General features: G+C 31.0%; 20 protein-coding genes. 15 read left to right on the top strand and 5 right to left on the bottom strand.

The window, feature by feature from the left end; genetic code table 11:
• The first annotated feature begins 2 nt into the window (after nt 1-2).
• Complete coding sequence (locus ACJDUH_RS11725; RefSeq protein ID WP_406765388.1) at nt 3-629, top strand: YczE/YyaS/YitT family protein; 627 nt, start codon at nt 3-5, stop codon at nt 627-629.
• Between the two features lie 380 nt (nt 630-1009).
• Nucleotides 1010-1765, top strand: a complete 756-nt coding sequence (locus ACJDUH_RS11720; RefSeq protein WP_406765387.1) for a helix-turn-helix domain-containing protein — start codon at nt 1010-1012, stop codon at nt 1763-1765.
• Nucleotides 1766-1821: 56 nt separating this feature from the next.
• On the opposite strand, the gene ACJDUH_RS11715 is transcribed toward ACJDUH_RS11720, so the two are convergent.
• The gene (locus ACJDUH_RS11715; protein ID WP_406765386.1) at nt 1822-2997 is read right to left on the bottom strand and encodes a trans-sulfuration enzyme family protein; all 1176 of its coding nucleotides are present in this window, start codon (nt 2995-2997) and stop codon (nt 1822-1824) included.
• Nucleotides 2998-3338: 341 nt separating this feature from the next.
• On the opposite strand from ACJDUH_RS11715, the gene ACJDUH_RS11710 reads away from it, so the two are divergent.
• The 4 genes from ACJDUH_RS11710 to ACJDUH_RS11695 all read left to right on the top strand — a co-directional run bounded on the left by ACJDUH_RS11710 (nt 3339) and on the right by ACJDUH_RS11695 (nt 7529).
• Nucleotides 3339-4607 (top strand): MFS transporter, encoded by a 1269-nt coding sequence (locus tag ACJDUH_RS11710; protein ID WP_406765385.1) that lies wholly within the window; start codon nt 3339-3341, stop codon nt 4605-4607.
• 305 nt (nt 4608-4912) lie between these two features.
• Nucleotides 4913-5572, top strand: a complete 660-nt coding sequence (locus ACJDUH_RS11705; protein ID WP_406765384.1) for a TetR/AcrR family transcriptional regulator — start codon at nt 4913-4915, stop codon at nt 5570-5572.
• Nucleotides 5572-6771, top strand: coding sequence for an Acg family FMN-binding oxidoreductase (locus tag ACJDUH_RS11700; RefSeq protein ID WP_406765383.1), 1200 nt, complete (start codon nt 5572-5574; stop codon nt 6769-6771). Before ACJDUH_RS11705 ends, ACJDUH_RS11700 begins: the two co-directional genes overlap by 1 nt.
• Nucleotides 6772-6938: 167 nt before the next feature.
• Entirely contained in the window at nt 6939-7529 is a 591-nt protein-coding gene (locus ACJDUH_RS11695; RefSeq protein ID WP_406765382.1) for a zinc dependent phospholipase C family protein, read from the top strand.
• 26 nt (nt 7530-7555) lie between these two features.
• Here the strand turns inward: ACJDUH_RS11695 and ACJDUH_RS11690 are convergent, their stop codons facing one another.
• Both ACJDUH_RS11690 and ACJDUH_RS11685 read right to left on the bottom strand, forming a co-directional pair.
• Complete coding sequence (locus tag ACJDUH_RS11690) at nt 7556-8851, bottom strand: ATP-binding protein (RefSeq protein ID WP_406765381.1); 1296 nt, start codon at nt 8849-8851, stop codon at nt 7556-7558.
• A 38-nt stretch (nt 8852-8889) separates the two neighbouring features.
• On the bottom strand, nt 8890-9552 hold the full coding sequence (locus ACJDUH_RS11685; protein ID WP_406765380.1) for a response regulator transcription factor: 663 nt from the start codon (nt 9550-9552) through the stop codon (nt 8890-8892).
• A 379-nt stretch (nt 9553-9931) separates the two neighbouring features.
• On the opposite strand from ACJDUH_RS11685, the gene ACJDUH_RS11680 reads away from it, so the two are divergent.
• From ACJDUH_RS11680 to ACJDUH_RS11655, 7 genes are all read left to right on the top strand, one after another.
• Nucleotides 9932-10432 (top strand): hypothetical protein, encoded by a 501-nt coding sequence (locus tag ACJDUH_RS11680; RefSeq protein ID WP_406765379.1) that lies wholly within the window; start codon nt 9932-9934, stop codon nt 10430-10432.
• A 200-nt stretch (nt 10433-10632) separates the two neighbouring features.
• Complete coding sequence (locus ACJDUH_RS11675) at nt 10633-11877, top strand: MFS transporter (protein ID WP_406765378.1); 1245 nt, start codon at nt 10633-10635, stop codon at nt 11875-11877.
• A gap of 136 nt (nt 11878-12013) precedes the next feature.
• Nucleotides 12014-12313: a HesB/IscA family protein gene (locus ACJDUH_RS19735; protein WP_479723055.1), complete on the top strand. Its 300-nt coding sequence runs from the start codon at nt 12014-12016 to the stop codon at nt 12311-12313.
• 204 nt (nt 12314-12517) lie between these two features.
• The gene (trxA, locus tag ACJDUH_RS11670) at nt 12518-12832 is read left to right on the top strand and encodes a thioredoxin (protein ID WP_406765377.1); all 315 of its coding nucleotides are present in this window, start codon (nt 12518-12520) and stop codon (nt 12830-12832) included.
• Between the two features lie 55 nt (nt 12833-12887).
• The gene (locus tag ACJDUH_RS11665) at nt 12888-13763 is read left to right on the top strand and encodes an NAD(P)/FAD-dependent oxidoreductase (protein ID WP_406765376.1); all 876 of its coding nucleotides are present in this window, start codon (nt 12888-12890) and stop codon (nt 13761-13763) included.
• Nucleotides 13764-13913: 150 nt separating this feature from the next.
• Nucleotides 13914-14477, top strand: coding sequence for a class I SAM-dependent methyltransferase (locus ACJDUH_RS11660; protein ID WP_406765375.1), 564 nt, complete (start codon nt 13914-13916; stop codon nt 14475-14477).
• Nucleotides 14478-14528: 51 nt separating this feature from the next.
• Nucleotides 14529-14801 carry a metal-sensing transcriptional repressor gene (locus tag ACJDUH_RS11655; RefSeq protein ID WP_406765374.1) on the top strand — a complete coding sequence of 91 codons (273 nt, stop codon included), beginning with the start codon at nt 14529-14531 and terminating at the stop codon, nt 14799-14801.
• Between the two features lie 293 nt (nt 14802-15094).
• On the opposite strand, the gene ACJDUH_RS11650 is transcribed toward ACJDUH_RS11655, so the two are convergent.
• Nucleotides 15095-16330 carry an SLC13 family permease gene (locus tag ACJDUH_RS11650; protein ID WP_406765373.1) on the bottom strand — a complete coding sequence of 412 codons (1236 nt, stop codon included), beginning with the start codon at nt 16328-16330 and terminating at the stop codon, nt 15095-15097.
• Between the two features lie 215 nt (nt 16331-16545).
• On the bottom strand, nt 16546-17229 hold the full coding sequence (locus ACJDUH_RS11645; RefSeq protein ID WP_406765372.1) for a MarR family winged helix-turn-helix transcriptional regulator: 684 nt from the start codon (nt 17227-17229) through the stop codon (nt 16546-16548).
• Nucleotides 17230-17425: 196 nt separating this feature from the next.
• Here ACJDUH_RS11645 and ACJDUH_RS11640 point away from each other — a divergent pair, with 196 nt between their 5' ends.
• A complete protein-coding gene (locus ACJDUH_RS11640; protein ID WP_406765371.1) occupies nt 17426-18601 on the top strand; it encodes an iron-containing alcohol dehydrogenase in 1176 nt (391 codons plus the stop codon).
• A 320-nt stretch (nt 18602-18921) separates the two neighbouring features.
• Nucleotides 18922-19257, top strand: a complete 336-nt coding sequence (locus ACJDUH_RS11635; protein WP_406765370.1) for a rubredoxin-like domain-containing protein — start codon at nt 18922-18924, stop codon at nt 19255-19257.
• Nucleotides 19258-19358: the final 101 nt, after the last annotated feature.

Raw genomic sequence — 19358 nt, 5'->3', positions numbered from 1 at the left:
TTATGAATGTCAGGAAGTTATGTATCACCTTTAGCGTTGTATTAATTTCTATATTATTAACAGGTATCGGTGTAGCTATATTTGTTGAATGCGGACTTGGTTCAGATACTTTAACCGTATTATTACAAGGGCTTCATAAGAGTTTCAACATCTCCTTTGGTACAGCAAGCCGTATCTGTAACAGCATATTGTTGTTGTTAGCATTGCTAATTTCTCGTAAAAAAATTGGTCTTACAACTGTAATTTTCACACTAACTGTAGGTTATGCCATAGACTTTGTTTACCCTTTTATTCAATCCTTAGTAATACCTACTTATACTTTTATAATGAAAATTGGTATGATTCTTATTGCGCAGCTATGCTTTGCATTATGTTATTCCATATTGATTCAATATCAAAAAGGAATGCATAGTATTGACGCCATAATTTATTTCTTTGTAAATAAATTTAAGGTTCCTTATATTTTAGGAAGAACAATCATAGATATTACTTTTACAATATCAGGTTTGTTATTAGGTGGTGTTGCAGGAATAGGAACTATAATTGCCTGTTGTACAACTGGTATTATGGTTGACTGTTTTCTTATAGTTGTAAGATATAAAAGAATGCCATATAATTCATCAATTTAGTATCAAAAAAGAGAATTATTTAATAACACAAATTTTTTAATGCAGCAGACATGTTCCATATTGGAGCATGTCTGTTGTTTTATTTTTATAAATTATATATGTTGTTACAAAACTACTATGAAATTCTTGAGAGTAATGGAATTAAATATAGTATGAGCAGGTCAGGATGCCAATATGATAATTCTTGTGTTGAGAGTTTCTTTGTAACACTAAAAAAGGAATGTATTTACAGCAAAAATTATAATACAATAGTGATGTAAAGAAATGTTTCGATATATAGAACTATTTTATTTGATCCTTGTGACAATAAAGTTTTAATCCTACTTTCAATTAATATTATAAAACAGCTTATTATATAAAAAAATATGGGGGTTAAGTTAATGTTAGATAATAAAGAATGGCTAAGAGTAAATGATATATTAATTATTATACATTCCACCGATGATTTGAAATTCATGTGTAATTATTTTCTTGAAGCACTAAAGCCTCTTATTTTATTTGAAAAGGCGATTTTTTATCTATTATCTGAGGAAAATAGCAACATAGTAATGTCAGATCCCATAATGATGAATGCAGATGAAGAGTTTTTTTCGGGATATAAAAGCATGTTTAAAAGCTCAAGGTTTGGAAGAGTTGCTGTTAATACTAGACGTACAATTGCTTTTAGGGACTCGGACCTTATTCCTGAATCTTTACTTACAGAATCTGATATTTACAAATCATTTATGCATCCGCATGATCTTTTCTATGGAGGGGGCATAATAGTTACGGATAAAGGTAGTCTTATGGCTGAACTTGCCCTTTTCAGAACCGATGAGCAAGGTGATTTTTCTGACAAGGAAATATATATACTTGATATATTAAAGAAGCATATTGAAATAAGGTTAATACGCGAAAATAAACTTAAAGAGCCCTCATTCTTAGCTGAGGACAAAACTCTTAAATTAATTGGACTAGGCCTCACATCAAGAGAAATAGACATAGTAAAACTTATTATTAAGAATCTTGATACTGTTGAGATAAGTAATGAACTTCACATTAGCATAAATACAACGAAAAAGCATATAAACCATATATTTGCCAAGCTCGCAGTAAAAAACAGGCTGCAGTTAATACAAACTTATTCAAGGATATAAAATGCAGAGGAGATTACCACCTAAGGTAATCTCCCCTGTATTTTTATGACTATTTCTTACTTTATTTTATTAAGAGCTTGTTCAAGATCTTGGATTAAGTCATCAGCATCTTCAATACCTACAGAAAGCCTAATCTGACCATCAAATATGCTAACCTTGTGTCTATCCTCAGGTGTCATATCAAAATGACTCATAGTCGGTGAATGCTGTATTAAAGAATCGACATTACCAAGACTTGTTGCAAGACTAATTACTTTTACTGAATTCATAACTATCCTAGCAGAATAAATTCCACCCTTAAGATCAACACTCATCATGCCGCCGAAGCCCCTCATTTGTTTTTTAGCAATTTCGTGACCAATATGTGACTTTAATCCTGGATAATATACTTTTTCCACCATTGGGTGTACGGACAAATATTCAGCAACCTTCATTGCATTCTCACAGTGTCGTTCCATCCTTATACCCAGTGTCTTGATTCCTTGCATAATCTGCCAAGCTGCAAATGGATCAAGCACCGCTCCAAAACACTGAAGATATGGCATTCTTGCTCTGTCTATTAATTTCTTGCTTCCTGCAATAACTCCTGCTGTTACTGTTCCGTGACCGCAAAGATATTTTGTAGCACTATGAACAACTAAATCAGCTCCAAGATCAATAGGATTTTGAAGATATGGCGATGCAAAAGTACTATCAACAACAAGTTTTATGCCTTCATGTTTATGCACTGCAGTGGCTATTGCTTTTATATCACTTATTTTAAGAACTGGATTTGCCGGAGTTTCTACGTATACCATCGATGTGTTTTGCTTTATTGCTGCTTCAACAGCTGATACATCAGTTGTATCAACAATTGTATAATCTACATTAAAAAGAGGGAGGATCTTTGTAAATAATGCAAAGGTGCAGCCATATATTACGTCACCGAAAATAATATGGTCTACCCCCTTAATAAGTGACATCACTGCAGTTGATATAGCACCAAGTCCAGAACCTAAACCTAAAGCAGCCTCAGCATGTTCAAGATGAGCCATCTTTTTTTCAAATTCATCCACTGTAGGATTCCCAAATCTGCTGTATACAAATCCTTGGTCTATGTTCTGATTGAGTCTCACTGCTTCATCAAAATTTGGAAGAACAAAGGTTGATGTTTGATAAAGCGGACTTACATGTGAGCCGTTTACAGGATCATGCATCTGATGAGCATGTAGTAAATCAGTATTAATTTTCATGGATTTCTCCTCCTTATATATTAAATTATTACTAAGTTTTCTCTATGAGTTAATTATAATTCGTAATTAATTGCCATAACAATTACTCTAAAAGACCATATTTATACTTCTGCTGTAATACTTTTATAATACTAATTTGCATATAAAAAGAACTGATGTGGTTTCTATACATGTTTCACTATTTTAATGGAGCATGTCTACTGTTTTATTTTTATAAATTATATAACTTTGTTACAAAATTACTATAATTATGAAATGAAAAATATTATAATAGAATAATGAGGAATTTATAATTTATATCACTACTGTTGGTAGTTGAAATTACAAGAATAGGTGGGTTTATGGGGAAGAAGAATTTATGGTTATTTTTAATTGCAAGGTTTATTTCTTATACAGGCAGTGGAGTGCAGATGATAGCGCTGCCGCTTTATATACTTGATAAGACAGGCTCTGGGACCCTTATGGGGGTTTTCTCAGTTTTGACATTAGTTCCTATGCTTTTAACTGCACCATTCTCCGGAATTATAGGAGACAGAAAAAACAGAAGAAACGTAATGATAGCTACGGATATTGGAAGAGGAGCTCTTATATGCATCATGGGCTTTCTTGCAATGATGGGAGAATTTAGTATATACACTTTGTTTGCATTACAGGTATTTATTTCAATTATGGACAGCATATTTAATTCATCCTCACAGGCATTGCTACCTGATTTAATATCCAGTGAACAGTTAATTGAGGGTAATTCCTTAAAGGGGGGACTGGATGCAGCGGCATATATATTAGGACCTGCCTTAGGTGGAGTAATCTATGGAATTTGGGGTATTAAGATGGTATTCATCATCAACGGTTCTTCCTTTTTTATATCAGGATTCCTAACTTTATTAATTATCTATAAACATGTTAATGTAGTAAAAGAGAAGATAAACCCAAAGGTGTTTTTAAATGAGAATATTGAAGTTCTAAAATTCATAAGACTAAAGAAGGGACTGATACAGCTCTTTAGCTTTGCAATGATTTCGAATTTTTTATTAGCTCCAATATTTGACATTGTAATGCCTTATGCCCTAAAAAAAGGAATTGGCTTTAGTTCCCAGTATTATGGCTATGTTATGGGCTTTTTTACTGTAGGAATACTAATTGGTAATGTAGCAATTTCAATAAAATTCAAAAATCTTGGTCTAAAAAAGCTTATGAGATTGGGACTTATTATAGAAACAATAGTATCTTTAATATTTAGCTTATCAATTTTCCCGGTATCGGTAAGTTTTTTAGGCGGTGCAGGCCTAAAACTATTTACATTCATTGCTACTTGTGCTGCATTTATGGGCATTTTTAATGCCTTTGTAAACACGCCGATTTCAACCAACCTTCAAAATCTTGTGCCACAAGAAATGAGATCAAGGTTTTTCGCTATACTTGGGATGTTTTCTCAAGGCGCAATTCCCTTGGGCTCACTTATTTTTGGTATCTTGCTTGATTTGATGAAGTATTATTATTTAATGGCTGCGGTGATTATTTTAGCAACAATTGCAGCTTCAGTATTTCTTATCTTTGCATGTGATGAGGCCTATGAAGCAAAAGATTTAAGCACAAACTTGGCTAATTGAACAGATAAACTGTATTGAAAAATATTACTAATATAGCTTTAAATAAAATAATTTATAAAAAAAGACCTATAGATTGAATTCTTGGACAGAGTATTCAATCTATATTTTTTTTATTGCAAACTAAATAATTGATATAATAATCTTTCATATATTGCCATTTTTCATAATTTATCATTTTACCTTGCAGAGGTCAACTTAATTAATTATTGTAATTTATATATTGACATTAGATAATATTAATCATAAAATAAAGTAAACTAACAGTTTACTTTATTGCAACATATTGAACTTAAGGGGTGAAATTCTTGGGAATAAATGAAAGAAAGGAAAAAGAAAAGGAAATACGCAGAAAGGATATTATTGAAGCTGCAGAGAGAATCTTTTTTACAAAAGGATATGATAATTCTACCATGGATGATGTGGCCAAAGAGGCTGAATTTAGTAAAAGAACCGTATATGTTTATTTCAATAGTAAAGAACAGATATACTTTGAAATAATGATTAAAGGCTATAAGCTTCTAATTAATATGTTGAAAAACAAATTGCAAAAAGAAAAAGCTATAAATGCCATTGAAGAAATAAGACAGATGGCATTGATCCTTTATGGGTTCAGCAAGGATTACCCGGAATATTTTAAGGCTATTATGGAGTATGAAAATGGTGAACTTGATTTTCAAAAGGGCATTCCAGATAAATCAAGAGAAGAATGTTATGCACTTGGAGAAGAAGTACTTAGATATTTGATAAGAGCACTGGAAAATGGCATTGCAGAAGGTTCTTTCCGCAATGATTTGGATGTTATAAAAACTGCCCTGGCTTTATGGGCTTGCATGATTGGCGTGTTTAATATCGCAAAGAAAAAGGAAAATTATATTAGGAATTATCATAATACCACATCAGAAGAATTGATATCAGAAGCATTTAATCTTGTAATTAGGTCAATACAAACTGGAGGTATTCATTAATGAGTGGAAGGAAGGTGAAAAAAACTATGCTTATTATTTTTCTCAGCATTGGGATATTATTAATACTTACTTTTATTTCTTTATTATTTATAAGCGGTATTTTTCAATCACAGAAATATTTAGAACCTTGGCAAAAGACTTACTCACAAAAATTTGAGGATCCAAGAATTCGCCTTGTAGCCCATGGGTTATTAGCAGCAAATGGGCATAATATGCAGCCTTGGAAAGTCCGACTGGACAAGAATGATCCAAAGATATTTTATTTATATGCAGACAGTGACCGGCTAACAAATCAGGTAGATCCTCTTTCACGACAAATGATGATTACCCAAGGTACATTTTTGGAATATGTGAAAGTGGCTGGAGATGAATTAGGATATGAAACTTCAATAGATTTATTTCCAGAGGGGGATTATAATGAGGAAAAACTGTCTGAAAGTATGAAAACAAAACCTGTTGCAAAAATTACGATTGCAAAGGCTAAGCCTCAAAACAATTCTCAATATGATTCCATATTTCTCCCTGATACAAATAGGGAGGCTTACCAGCAAGCCAAATTAACCTCTGATCAGGTAAGGCAATTGGAGGCTATAAATACAGATGCAAATATGTCCATAAAGATTTATCAAGACAAAACAAATCTTGATAAACTTGCTGGCTATGCAATGAAGGGGGCAAACATTGAAGCAGGTGTAAGTCGAGTTATGGAGGAATCAAGAGTTATTTTTAGGGGTAACGAGTATGAAAAAAATAAGTACCGTTATGGCTTTTCAGTGGAGGGACAAGGCACTTCAGGGATTATGGTACACATTATGCAAGGTATGGTAACTCTTTTTCCTTCCATGAACAGCGGGAAAACTGCTTCAGATACGTTTATTCAATCTACCAAGAAGTCAGTTGACAATACACCTGCTTATGCAATGATTACTACAAAGGATAATAGTCGAGAGAGTCAGGTGAAAAGCGGTATGCTGTACAGCAGATTTATACTTGAAGCTCATGGTTTAGGTCTAGTTATGCAGCCCTTAAGTCAGGTTCTAGAGGAATTTCCAGAAATGAAAGAACCCTACAACAGTATTCAACGCGAATTTGCCTCAGGTGGAGGTACTATTCAAATGCTGGTTCGCTTAGGAAAACCTACAAAAGATGTACCACTTAGTATGCGGCGAGATGTTATGGATGTTATTATGGGAGATTAAGATACCGGTTAGTATTTTTTACTAATAGTAATTAAAGCTATATTTTTATAGCTTTAATTACTATTAAATTTAATAATCAATTAACATAATTTTAATGTGAACTTATTAACTCTCTTCTATACTTAAACTGTAATAAATTTAGAAATGTATTTAAGGGAGTGATATTTGTGCTTGTCTATAGTCATAATCTAATTGGTAAAACTATTCATAAATATATTTTAGACAACCTTGGATTTAGACTGGAGCTTAGAGACCTAAGGTATGGTTGCATGAAACCTGATTTTGCACCTAAATTAATTGCTATACCACATTATAAAAACGAATCATTTGAAATTATATCAGATATGATCTTAGCACTTCAAAATACGCCACTTCCTGTTAATTCAAAACAACTTAAGCATTTTTCAGCTGAACTAGGTGTTGTACTTCATTATATTACTGATTATTTTTGCTATCCTCATAACAATAAAAGGATTGATAAGATGCCGGTTCATTTCTTTTATGAATTAAATTTAGATAGAGAATTAAGAAAATATGTATCTAGTCCTTTAGAAGTTATAAACAATAATTTGGATCTTAAAGCCTACAATAACATAAATGTTTCTATAATAGACTTTATTGAATTAAAGCATAGGCAGTATATGAAAGAGTGTCCAAGCCTATTAAATGACGTTGTTTATGGACTTCAGTGCTGCTATGTTGTTGCTATAGGAATAATAAATTCATTAATAATACAAGGCTCCCATGAAGCTGCATAAATAAGTAATAAGTCATATGGATGCCATTATATTCTTATAACAAAATAGAATTCAGTGCCAGCTGAAGCAGAACTATGGACTCCATATTGAAAACCATGTGCTTTTAAAATTTCTTTGCAGATTGGAAGGCCTAAACCCATACCGCCGCTTTGTGAATTTTTATAATACTTATCCCAAATATCTTCTTGTAATTGATTCTCGATTACTAATCCATAATCCCTTACAGATAATTTTAAAGTGCTGTTTGTGAGAGTGGTATAGATTTCGATTTTGTTATTTTCAGAGCTAAATTTAATTGCATTATCAATAAAATTATATAAAACTCTTTCAAGATACTTTTTATCTGCATAAATTTCTACAGGTTCAATAGAAATATCAAAGGATAAATTTTTTTTATTAATTAGAGGATAAAATTTATTAACACAATTTTGTATAAGTTCAGATAAACTAAATAATTCCTTAGTAAGGGAAAAAGCACCATCTTGAAGCTTTGAAAGCTGCAGTAGATCCATAACTAGGGAGTTTAATCTATCAGCTTCTTTAATAATTTCACCAGCGTATTTTTTAGAAGTTTCTTCATCAACTATTCCATCTGAAACTACTTCACTATAGCTTCTAATTACACTTAAGGGAGTTTTAAAATCATGAGATACATTTGCAATAAAATCTCTTTGAAGTTGATACTTCTTTTTTAAATCAGCAGCCATTTGGCTAAGACTACTTGATAATGCTTCTATTTCATCATTAGTATTAACTTTGCAGTCTACATCAAAGTTACCCTTTGAGATTGAAGAGGCTACCTTTTGTAACTTTAGTATAGGTCTTGTAAATTTTTTTCCCACATAAGATATTATGGGTATGGAAAGTAAAATTGAAGATATAAATATAAAAAACAAAATAATGTAAACTATTTTTAAATAATCTGAAGAATACTGATTGTTTTGGAAAACCACAATATCCCCTAAATTAGTTTGTAGTTTATAGTATAAGAATTCCGTGCCCATGCCATTTTGAAAAACTCCTTTAGTATTAAAGTTATTTTCACTTGTAGAACGTAAAAATGGCATCATGCCTGATTTGCCGTGAGTTAAGGATGTAATATTGTTTCCATTTATAAGTACTGCGCTAATATTTGTATCAGTAATTTGTTCTTTATTGCTTAATGAATTATATATTTCCTTAGCAGAGGACTCTAAAGTGTCATACTGCTGATTAATATAAAATTTAGATAAGAATATACTGCTTGTTATGAGGCATAAGGCAACAATTGAAGCAATTATAAGCATGAAATATTTTGTAAGTTTTATTGTGATTTTATCCATAAATACTCCTTTCATGGTGTTAAGGAATTTCTATCTGTTTAGGGCATAAGCTTGTATCCAATTCCCCAGACAGTTTGAAGATGAGTTTCACAAAAATTTATTTTTTCTCTTAGCTTTTTTATATGAGTATCAACTGTTCGAGAATCTCCCATAAAATCATATCCCCATACCATACTTAATAACTGCTCTCTATTAAAAACCTTTTCTGTATTTTTACTTAAGAATAGCAGAAGATCGAATTCTTTTGGAGTTAGATAAATAGGATAATTATTTTCCACAACTTCTCTGCTTTCTTCTAAGATTGTTAAATCCCCAAAACTTAAAGATTTCTGCTTACTATTTTTGGTATTAATTCTTAATTTGACGCGTAAAACCAGTTCTCTCATACTGATTGGTTTAACCATGTAGTCATCAGCTCCTAATTCTAAGCCAAAGATTCTATCATCTTCCTCTCCTCTTGCAGTTGTTAATATAACTGGAGTATTACTTATGGCCTTGATTTTTCTTAAGAGTGCCCAGCCATCTTTCCCTGGAAGCATAATATCAAGAATTATTAGATCAAAGGATTCATCAGCTAATATATCTTCAGCGGTTTTACCATTAGAAGCACAAACCACATCATAATTTTCTTTTCTTAAATATATAGTCATTACATCAGAAAGCTTAGTTTCATCTTCAACAATAAGTATTTTTTTATTCATAAAAGAACCTTCCTTATTATTTAATAGCTTATTAATATTATAATTGTATTTTATACATTTGACTAAAGATTGTTTTAAATGTGATGAATTTGTGAAATTATTTTAATTCCTGATGTAAAACTGCATGTAGAGTTATATAAAGGTTTATATGAAAAATACAGCAATAGATATTAATTTACATGATAACTATTAAATTTGCAATTCCATCACAATTACACCAATATTTAACCAAAACTTTTGGATACTATAAAGATGTACCATAGAGTGGTAAACATATTAAAAGGAGGTTAAAGTCCTAAATGGACTTTAACGAGCAATTATCGAGCGGGAGCGAGAGAGCTTAATTGCTCAGTGTTTCCGACTAAAGGAGGAATTGAGAATGAAAAAAAGAAACATTATTTCTGCCTTAGTACTTACTTTGGCAATAGGTATGGGAGCAACTGCATATGCTGCATCTACTGATAACACTATTAATGCAGTTTCATCTAATCAAAGACTGGGGCTAGGGAGAATAACATCAATGAGAGGATATGATTATATAAGAAATATCCTAAAAAATAAGCTGGGTTTATCTGATACAGATATTACAAATGCAATAAATTCAGGTAAAACGCCTTATGAATTAGCAGCTGAAAAGGGCATGACTCAGGAACAGTTAAAAGCAGCTCTACTGGATAATAAGTCAAAGGCCATAGATGGTGCTGTAGCTAAAGGAACAATTACTATGGAAGAGGGAGAAGATATTAAAGCAAATTTAAAAACTAATATTCAAAATTGCACTGAGAATTTTGGCCAAGGACAAGGCCATGGAAGAGGTCAAGGAATTGGAATGATGGGTAATGGCCAAGGAAGAGGCTGCTTTACTGCACCAAGCAATTAATTTCTTGTGTACTATCAAAAGATTGAACGGAGGGTGTCATAGGACATTCCTCTTTTTTTCTTTTTGGGTTTATTATTTTCATTGACAGGATAATATTGAATGTTATAATTATACCCATATAGGGTATATTCGATGTTTCTCAAAAGTAAACATATAAATATATCTATTTATTAAAAAATCTCTTTGTAGGAGAAAAGATAATGAAAATCACGAAATTTTGCAGGAGCTCAATTTACAATAAAGAATATAGAAATATATATATGCCATTTATGTGGCACGGTTTTTTTATAGACCTAACTATGGCTATGATTGAAATAAACACGGTGTTACCTGCTTTGGTTTCTAATCTAACAAATAATACTATTGCCTTTGGAGCCTTATATTCTATAATGCTTGGAGCACCTTTGATATTCAATCTTTTATTTAGTAATTATTTAAGGAGATTTGTGAAGAAAAAAATATTTTTAATAATTGGAATATACATGAGAGGTATAAGCTTTTTTGGAGTTGCTGCAGCTACTTTGGTCTTTGGTAATAGTAATAAATTTATTGTTTTAATTAGTCTCTATTTTCTACTATTCTTGTTTTCTATAAGTGGTGGTTTTGCAGGTATTGCATATTCAGATATTGTTGGGAAACTTTTGCCTTCAGAAAGACGAGGAAAATTTTACGCTACAAGAGAATTCGTAGGTGGAATTGCCTCGCTTATTGGAGGTTTTTTAGTAGCCTGGATTTTTAGACCTAATACCCTTGGTTTTCCAGTTAACTATGCCTTAAGTTTTTTCATTGGAGGAATGGGATTAACAATTGGAACTTTAGGGTTTTGGAGACTTAATGAGCCTTACTCAGAGATTGATAATAAAATAGCTGATGACAAAAATAATCTTGTTAAAAATATTTTTAATATACTTAAAGGAGATAAAAGGTTTCTAAGATTTATTATTACTGAGAATGTAACAAGTTTCAGTTTAATGATCCTGCCTTTCTATATGATGTTTATTAAAAATTCATTTATGAATTATATGAATTATATTGGGCTCTTTGTTATATCAAAAGAAATTGGAAGCATTATGTCAAATCTTATTTGGGCTTATGTATCTAGAAAATTTGGTTCTAAAACAGTAATAAGGCTTTGTATTCTAGTTGGGGGTAGCCTTCCGATTTTAGCACTGCTTATTAAAACTCTTGGTCCTTTAGCTTATATTATTATCTTCTTATTTATTGGAGTAATAACTAGCGGCAGATACGTAGGTTTTGAATCTTATATATTGGATATTGCTCCTACTGAAAAAAGAATGTTGTATCTTGGAATACGAGGAACATTAAATATTTTAGTTGTACTTCTTCCTTTGGCAGGTGGACTATTTATTAATTTACTAGGATATAATCTTACCTTTGGACTAGTATCTATATTTATGATGCTTGCATTTTATTTAATAAAGTAATTAATTAAAAATAATATGTTGACACTTTATGAGAAAAATAATAAAATTAGAATATACCATACGGGGGTACATAATTTGATTTAAGTAATAGTTGCATTAATTAGTGATGATGTGACAAAGGGAAGGTGAAAACAAAATGGTAAAGGTTTCAGAAATAGCTGCTGTAAAACTCAAAGAGATTATAGAGAAAAAGAAAAACTCTGATAATCAAATGCTTAGAATAGTATTTGGAGGATTTGGATGAGGCGGTCCAAGATTAGAATTAACTCTGGATGAGTTAAAGAAGCCGAATGATGTTGTTGTAGAATCACAGGGAATTACTGTTGTATATGATTCAAATCTTGAAGATCATGTACGTAACTCAGTTGTTGACTATGCAAATAGTTGGTTTGAAAGAGGCTTTGTTATTAGAGGAGCAAGATCATCATCTTGCTAAACCTAAATGGCATCCATATGAGTTATTACTTATTAATAAGTAATAACTCATATGGATGCCATTAATTTATTCTTAATAAATATGGGTATTGACGAATTAAATATAAAGTTGTAATATATACATATACCCCGTATACGTATAAAATAGAACGTATAATATATAGACATTCTTATGTTTCTATATACAAGGAGGAGAATTTTAGGAATGAATATTAATCAATCAAATTTTAATGAAATAATAAACAGTGATACTCCAGTAATAGTAGATTTTTGGGCTCCATGGTGCGGACCATGTAAAATGCTTGGGCCAGTTATTGAAGAGATTGGTAGTGAATTAGAAGGTAAAGCTATAGTTGGGAAACTAAATGTTGATGAAAATCAAGATATTGCAATGCAATATAATGTTTTTAGCATTCCAACAGTTATAATATTTAAAAATGGTAAGGCTATTGATCAATTTGTTGGATTTATGCCAAAGGGGCCTATTTTAGCTAAACTTCAAAAACATATAAATATATAAAAGAAAGAATATATTTAGTTTGTCAAAGTAATGCTTTTATGAGGTGAATAATAAGATGAGTGATAGATATGATATAGCTATTGTAGGAAGCGGGCCTGCAGGAATAACAGCAGCAATCAATGCAAATATCAGAAATAAAAAGATAATAATTTTTGGATACGAGAATTTAAGCAATAAGCTGTACCTTGCACCTCAAATAAATAATTATGTTGGCTTTTATGGAATCAGCGGTAAGGGCTTAACTGAAAGGTTTAAAGAACATTTAGATAAAATGGATATTCAGATAACCTATGAAAGAGTTGACAGCATATATGCTATGGGAGATTATTATGCATTAATGATTAACGATAAAACCTATGAGGCTGCATCTTTAATTTTAGCTACAGGAGTGTCATTTGGGAAGCCATTTAAAGGTGAAAGTGAGTTTCTTGGTAGAGGGGTTGGATATTGCGCAACCTGCGATGCTCCATTATATAAGAACAAGGTAGTTACTATAATAGGTTATAATAAGGAATCTATAGAAGAAGCAAACTATGTTAGTGAACTAGCTTCTAAGGTTTATTTTATACCTATGTTTAAAGGTGAATATGATTTAAATAATAATATAGAAATCATAAATGATAAACCATTAGAAATAACTGGTGATAATAATGTCAGCAAAGTTATATTAAAAAATATTGAATTAGAAACAGATGGAGTATTTATTTTAAGAGATAATATATCACCGGATCAATTAGTACCTGGATTATTAGTTGAAGAGGGGCATATTAAGGTAAATAGGGATATGGAAACCAACTTACCTGGATGCTATGCAGCTGGTGATGTTGTAGGAAAGCCATATCAGTATCTAAAATCCATGGGAGAAGGTCAGGTAGCAGCATTAAATGCAGTTTCCTATTTAGATAAATTATCTCATAAAAAAGTTTTGTAAATATTTTCGGTCAGAAAGTGATAACTAGAAATTGAGGTTATCACTTTTTTGCTATTATGCTATTATAGGATTTATTAAACAAGCAAATACTAATTTTGTTTTTAGATGTAATGTCACATAAATGGATAGTTGAATAAAGGAAGGGATAAAATGCATAAATTTAACGTTAAAAACATTGAAAAATTAGATAATCCGGAAAGAAGAAGAACAATGCCTCCTGAGCAAACCTTGAAAAAATTTAATATTGAAGATGATGGGGTACTTTTAGATGTTGGGTGTGGTATAGGTTATTTTACAATCCCAGCAGCCAAAATTCTTAAAAACAATAGGGTTATTGGCATAGATATAATGCCTGAGATTTTAAAAATTGCAAAAGAAAATGCTGAAGGAAGAAGAAACATAGAGTTTAAGGAAAGTAAGGAATATTCATTTCCCATTGAAGATAATTCTGTAAAGTATGTATTAATAGGAAATGTAATTCACGAGGTTGAAGATAAAATAAAGTATTTTAAGGAGGTAAAAAGAGTTTTAAAAAAGGACGGGTATTTATTAATAATTGATTGGGATAAAAAAGAAATGAAGATGGGGCCTCCTGTTCATGAGAGAATATCTAAAGTGGAAATGATTGAGTTATGTAGACAGGCCGGCTTTAAAGAAGCTGAAAGTATAGATGTATCTCCAAATCACTATGGAATAAAAGTCTCATATTCATAATTTTATAATTTGTTTTACGTCAATATTAAAATTAAAATGGAGGTAAGATCCATGGAAAAATACGACGAAGATAAAATAAGACAAATAGGAAATAGATTATCTAGAATAATAGGACAACTTCAGGCAGTTAAACGCATGACAGAGGAAAAGAAAGAATGTGGAGAGATACTAATCCAAGTATCTGCTGCTAGATCAGCTCTTGAAAGCGTATCAAAACTGATACTACAGGATCATGTAAATAATTGCATACAAAATGCTATTGAAAGTAATGACGATGCTGCAATCAATGATTTAAATAATTTTTTAAGCAGATTTCTGTACTAGGTTAGAATTTATTGTTAATATATATTTTTCACTTTTACCTTATAGAGGTTTCAGTTGAAGAAGATGGTACAACCTATTCCTATAAAATTGAAAATACTAAAATTAAGGATACAATAGTATAATCTGATAATGTTCACTAACTACTAATGAAAAAAGAATAGGCTACATTGAGGAATTTATATCCATCATGTGGCCTATTTTTTACATGTATGCTACATCCGCTAAGAACATAGTTGTAATAGCCTAGATCTCTTATTCACGATATTGTTTAGTAGCTATGTTTTAATTTAATTCTATTTAGTATAGCTATAAAAAATTAAACCTATAATTGATAGACAAAAAAAGTTTAATAAAATAAACTTCAATAGATATTCTCTCTTTTTATAAGGATATTCAAGGATGTACATCTTGTAAGAAATAATACTTGCAAGAGAAGCAACAGGTGTTCCTAGTCCACCAATAGTTACTCCATAAAATAATGCATGCCAGTTGAATGTAAATGGTGCAAGCAGAATACTGCTTGGCACATTACTTATGATTTGGCTTAATAGCAATGCAGACAGATAAATAGTTGCTGGTGTATGAGTTAGAGATGTTAGGTAACTTCGTATTATAGCAATATTTGATATATTGCCTACTGAAATGAAAAAACAAATAAAAGTAATTAACAGCTGGTAGTCAAGTTTTATAAATAAACTTTTATTTAAAGCTAGTGTTACTAATATTAAAATGGGTAAAATTACAAGATATGGTATAGCACCAAGAATACTAAATATCAGTAAAACAAATAATGCTGAAAACACGATTATTTTTTTTTCAAGTATTGGTGTTTCATTCATGGTAAAAAAAATTCGTTTAGGTCTAATAAAGAAGGTTATACAAATTAGTAAGAACAAACTTACAATACAAATCGGTAATGAATAAGAAAAGAAGGTCTCAACAGGCAATTTGTAATGAGAGAAAATATATAAATTCTGAGGATTCCCAATTGGTGTTGCGCAGCTTCCAAGATTTGCTGAAATTGTTATAAGAATAGTTGGTAAAATAATATTATAACTGCTTCTCCTAGAGATATTAATTATGATTGGGATAATTGCTATCAATGTTACATCATTTGTTAGAAACATGGCTGATACAAAAGCAAATAAGCACAAAACCTGGAGTAAAATTCTTTCATTTTTACACCGATTCAAAATCAATAACGATATATGGTTAATCAAGGAATATTCTTCAAAAGCTTTCACAATAATCATCAATTCAAACAAGCAAATAATCACTTTGAAATCCAAGTATCTCCAATTTGGAGTGTTGAAGAATGAAGTTATAATAGCAGCAAATAAGGAAATGGATAAAAACCAATCATTTTTCAAGACTTCTTTTATTTTTGTTAATATATTAATCAAAAATTCGTAATTTTCATTTAATAAAAATGATTTAAATCCATACAAAGTATTTAAGACAGTTTTCATTACAGATAAATCCTCTCTAATTATTTTATATATAATAATATCTATATTTTTTAGGACCAATTAAATAATTAAAAATGTTCATTTAAACCACCGAGATAGGTTATGGTCATTTAATAAATATGAATTGGTGATTTGACAAAGCAACAATAATAGGAATAAATGTTGTAATAATATCTATAATGCATGAGCAAATTAGATATTGTTTTGTAAAAGTTTCTTTTTTATGCACAAATCTAGCAAAGAGCTTATATTTTGATTTATGATGTAAATACATTTTATTTGTCATGGTTTAATGGAAGATCTGGGGTATGCCCATTTCTTTCATGTGGTGGAACGTGTCCTTTCAGATGAGGTGGTAATGGTTCACTGAAATCACAATCTTCAAGGATTGTCTTTGTATCAAGAGAATTTGAATTATGTTCATTTCTTTCATGTGGTGGAACATGTCCTCTCAGGTGAGGTGGTAATGGTTCATTTAAAGCATAATCTTCAAGGATTGCCTGAGCTTCAAAATGAGTACAAAGCTTTTTAATGGTATTATAAAATGAGTATTTTTCTTCACTGGATAGATTTTTAAATATTTCTTCTGAAAAATCATTCTGATTTTCAAATTTTTTTAAAAACTCTATTCCATTAGGGGCTAAAAATACTCGCATTTTACGTTTATCCACTTCATCTTTTGTTCTGTTAATAAGGCTTGAACGTTCAAGTTTATCTAGAAGCTCTGATAATGTTGCTGCTCTGATATCCAATATTTCAGTAAGTTCTTTTTGGTTCAATCCATCGTTTTGAGCTATAATATTTAAAAGTCTGACCTGACCACGATAAGGTGTATAATGAACTCGTGTTTGATATAAGCTTCTTTGGTACATATTTATAAATTTGTTTAGTGCAAATAGTAATTCATTCGATGAAATAATTATTTTTTCATCCTTTTCATCAAGAGTATTGTTGTCCATTTGAATCCTCCTCAAAATATAATAAGGTACCTAACTATAATTTTAATATAAACTGTTTTGATAACTAAGTCAAGAAATATTTTAAGGTACCTAATTAATTTTGATGCTTTTTTATATTGCAAAAACTGCAAAACTTTGTTAAAATAATAACAAATAATAATTAATTAATTCATTAAATATATTGGAGGTAAAAATAATGGCAAGATTTACATTACCAAGGGATTTGTATTATGGAAAAGGATGCTTGGAAGTTTTAAAAACTTTAAGCGGCAAAAAAGCAATTGTAGTTGTTGGCGGTGGATCAATGAAACGCTTTGGGTTCCTTGATAAAGCTGTTGGTTATTTAAAAGAAGCAGGTATGGAAGTAAAGTTATTTGAAAATGTAGAGCCAGATCCATCTGTTGAAACTGTTATGCGCGGAGCTGAAGTAATGAGAGAATTTGAACCTGACTGGATTGTTTCCATGGGTGGTGGTTCTCCAATTGATGCTGCAAAAGCTATGTGGATTTTCTATGAATATCCTGATACAAAGTTTGAAGATATATGCAAACCCTTTAGCTTACCAACCTTAAGACAAAAGGCTAAATTTTTAGCAATTCCATCTACATCAGGTACTGCAACAGAGGTTACTGCTTTCTCTGTAATAACAGATTATGCAAAGGGTATTAAATATCCTCTTGCTGACTTTAACATTACTCCAGACGTAGCTGTAGTTGATCCAGACCTTGCAGAAACAATGCCTGCAAAGCTTACAGCTTATACCGGTATGGATGCTCTTACACATGCAATTGAAGCCTATGTTTCTACCTGCTATGGTCCTTTCACAGATCCACTAGCATTAAAAGCTATAAATATGGTATTTGATTATTTACCAGATTCTTATAAAGGAGATATGGGCGCAAGAGAGCAAATGCACTATGCTCAATGTCTAGCTGGAATGGCCTTTTCAAATGCGCTTTTAGGTATAGTACACTCCATGGCACATAAAACCGGAGCTGCCTTCTCTACAGGTCACATTCCTCATGGCTGTGCAAATGCAATATATTTACCATATGTAATTAAGTATAATGCAAAGAATGGAACTTCCAGATATGCAGATATAGCTAAATCTGTGGGACTTACAGGAGCAACAGATGAAGAGCTTACTGCAAAACTATGTGAAAAAATTGACGAATACAATGTAAAACTTAACATTCCAAAGACTTTAAAAGAATTTGGAATTAACGAGGCAGAGTTTAATGAAAAGGTTGCTAAGATTGCTGAACTTGCCGTAGGTGATGCTTGTACAGGTTCAAATCCAAGGCCAATTACTCCAGCTGAAATGGAAAAACTGCTTAAGTGCACATATTACGGCACAGAAGTAAATTTCTAAAATAGTACCATAGGTCATCCAGATAATGATATGCTCTCCTTAAGGTGTACAGATGAAATAATAAAAAATCTGACACCGAAAGGGGAGTTTTTTATGTGTAAAATGGTTAAAAATATGTATGAGTATTATTTTTATTAGATATAAAATACTAAATAATACGAAAGACATTAAAAAATACAAAAAATATATTGACATAAAAGAGAATTAGTGCAATAATGAAAACATCAAATAGATAATAGTTATTAATTAGAAATAATTATTAAAAATGAAATTGTAAATAAATTAAGAAAAATATTAATTATGATATGGAGGAAAAGATTATGAAAAAATTATTTAAATGTTCAGTATGTGGGTTTATATTTGAAGGTGAGGCAGCTCCGGAAAAGTGTCCTAAGTGTGGTGTAGGACCAGATAAGTTTGAAGAGCTTAGTGAAGAAGCTGCTGGGAAAATATATCGTTCGGACAAGACAAATGGAATACACATGGAAATAATTACTTTAGCTGAGAAGATAATAGCTCTTAGCAAGGAAGGTATTGAAGATAACTTAGATCCAAAATGTGTAGCTGCCTTTAATCAAGCTAAAAATGAGGCATGGATTATTAAGCAGAGATGCAAGACTGAACTTGCAGGTCATATGAGTTTAGGCAAGTGGTAAAATTAAATAAGTAATAAGTCATGTGGATGCCGCCAGATTTTTAATCTGGTGGCATTTATTTTAAATAAGTAATAAGTAATGTGAATGTTATTAAATTAATC

This window comes from Candidatus Clostridium radicumherbarum (assembly GCF_045310525.1).
Lineage (GTDB): Bacteria > Bacillota > Clostridia > Clostridiales > Clostridiaceae > Clostridium_AT > Clostridium_AT radicumherbarum.
Note: the sequence above shows the minus strand (reverse complement) of the source record. Positions and strands in the feature narration are given on the sequence as shown.

What these genes read in the sequence shown, in the direction of transcription:
- ACJDUH_RS11725 (WP_406765388.1), top strand. Translation starts at nt 3, where the DNA reads ATGAATGTCAGGAAGTTATGTATCACCTTTAGCGTTGTATTAATTTCT.
- ACJDUH_RS11720 (WP_406765387.1), top strand. Translation starts at nt 1,010, where the DNA reads ATGTTAGATAATAAAGAATGGCTAAGAGTAAATGATATATTAATTATT.
- ACJDUH_RS11715 (WP_406765386.1), bottom strand. Translation starts at nt 2,997, where the DNA reads ATGAAAATTAATACTGATTTACTACATGCTCATCAGATGCATGATCCT.
- ACJDUH_RS11710 (WP_406765385.1), top strand. Translation starts at nt 3,339, where the DNA reads ATGGGGAAGAAGAATTTATGGTTATTTTTAATTGCAAGGTTTATTTCT.
- ACJDUH_RS11700 (WP_406765383.1), top strand. Translation starts at nt 5,572, where the DNA reads ATGAGTGGAAGGAAGGTGAAAAAAACTATGCTTATTATTTTTCTCAGC.
- ACJDUH_RS11690 (WP_406765381.1), bottom strand. Translation starts at nt 8,851, where the DNA reads ATGGATAAAATCACAATAAAACTTACAAAATATTTCATGCTTATAATT.
- ACJDUH_RS11685 (WP_406765380.1), bottom strand. Translation starts at nt 9,552, where the DNA reads ATGAATAAAAAAATACTTATTGTTGAAGATGAAACTAAGCTTTCTGAT.
- ACJDUH_RS11680 (WP_406765379.1), top strand. Translation starts at nt 9,932, where the DNA reads ATGAAAAAAAGAAACATTATTTCTGCCTTAGTACTTACTTTGGCAATA.
- ACJDUH_RS11675 (WP_406765378.1), top strand. Translation starts at nt 10,633, where the DNA reads ATGAAAATCACGAAATTTTGCAGGAGCTCAATTTACAATAAAGAATAT.
- trxA (WP_406765377.1), top strand. Translation starts at nt 12,518, where the DNA reads ATGAATATTAATCAATCAAATTTTAATGAAATAATAAACAGTGATACT.
- ACJDUH_RS11665 (WP_406765376.1), top strand. Translation starts at nt 12,888, where the DNA reads ATGAGTGATAGATATGATATAGCTATTGTAGGAAGCGGGCCTGCAGGA.
- ACJDUH_RS11660 (WP_406765375.1), top strand. Translation starts at nt 13,914, where the DNA reads ATGCATAAATTTAACGTTAAAAACATTGAAAAATTAGATAATCCGGAA.
- ACJDUH_RS11655 (WP_406765374.1), top strand. Translation starts at nt 14,529, where the DNA reads ATGGAAAAATACGACGAAGATAAAATAAGACAAATAGGAAATAGATTA.
- ACJDUH_RS11645 (WP_406765372.1), bottom strand. Translation starts at nt 17,229, where the DNA reads ATGGACAACAATACTCTTGATGAAAAGGATGAAAAAATAATTATTTCA.
- ACJDUH_RS11640 (WP_406765371.1), top strand. Translation starts at nt 17,426, where the DNA reads ATGGCAAGATTTACATTACCAAGGGATTTGTATTATGGAAAAGGATGC.
- ACJDUH_RS11635 (WP_406765370.1), top strand. Translation starts at nt 18,922, where the DNA reads ATGAAAAAATTATTTAAATGTTCAGTATGTGGGTTTATATTTGAAGGT.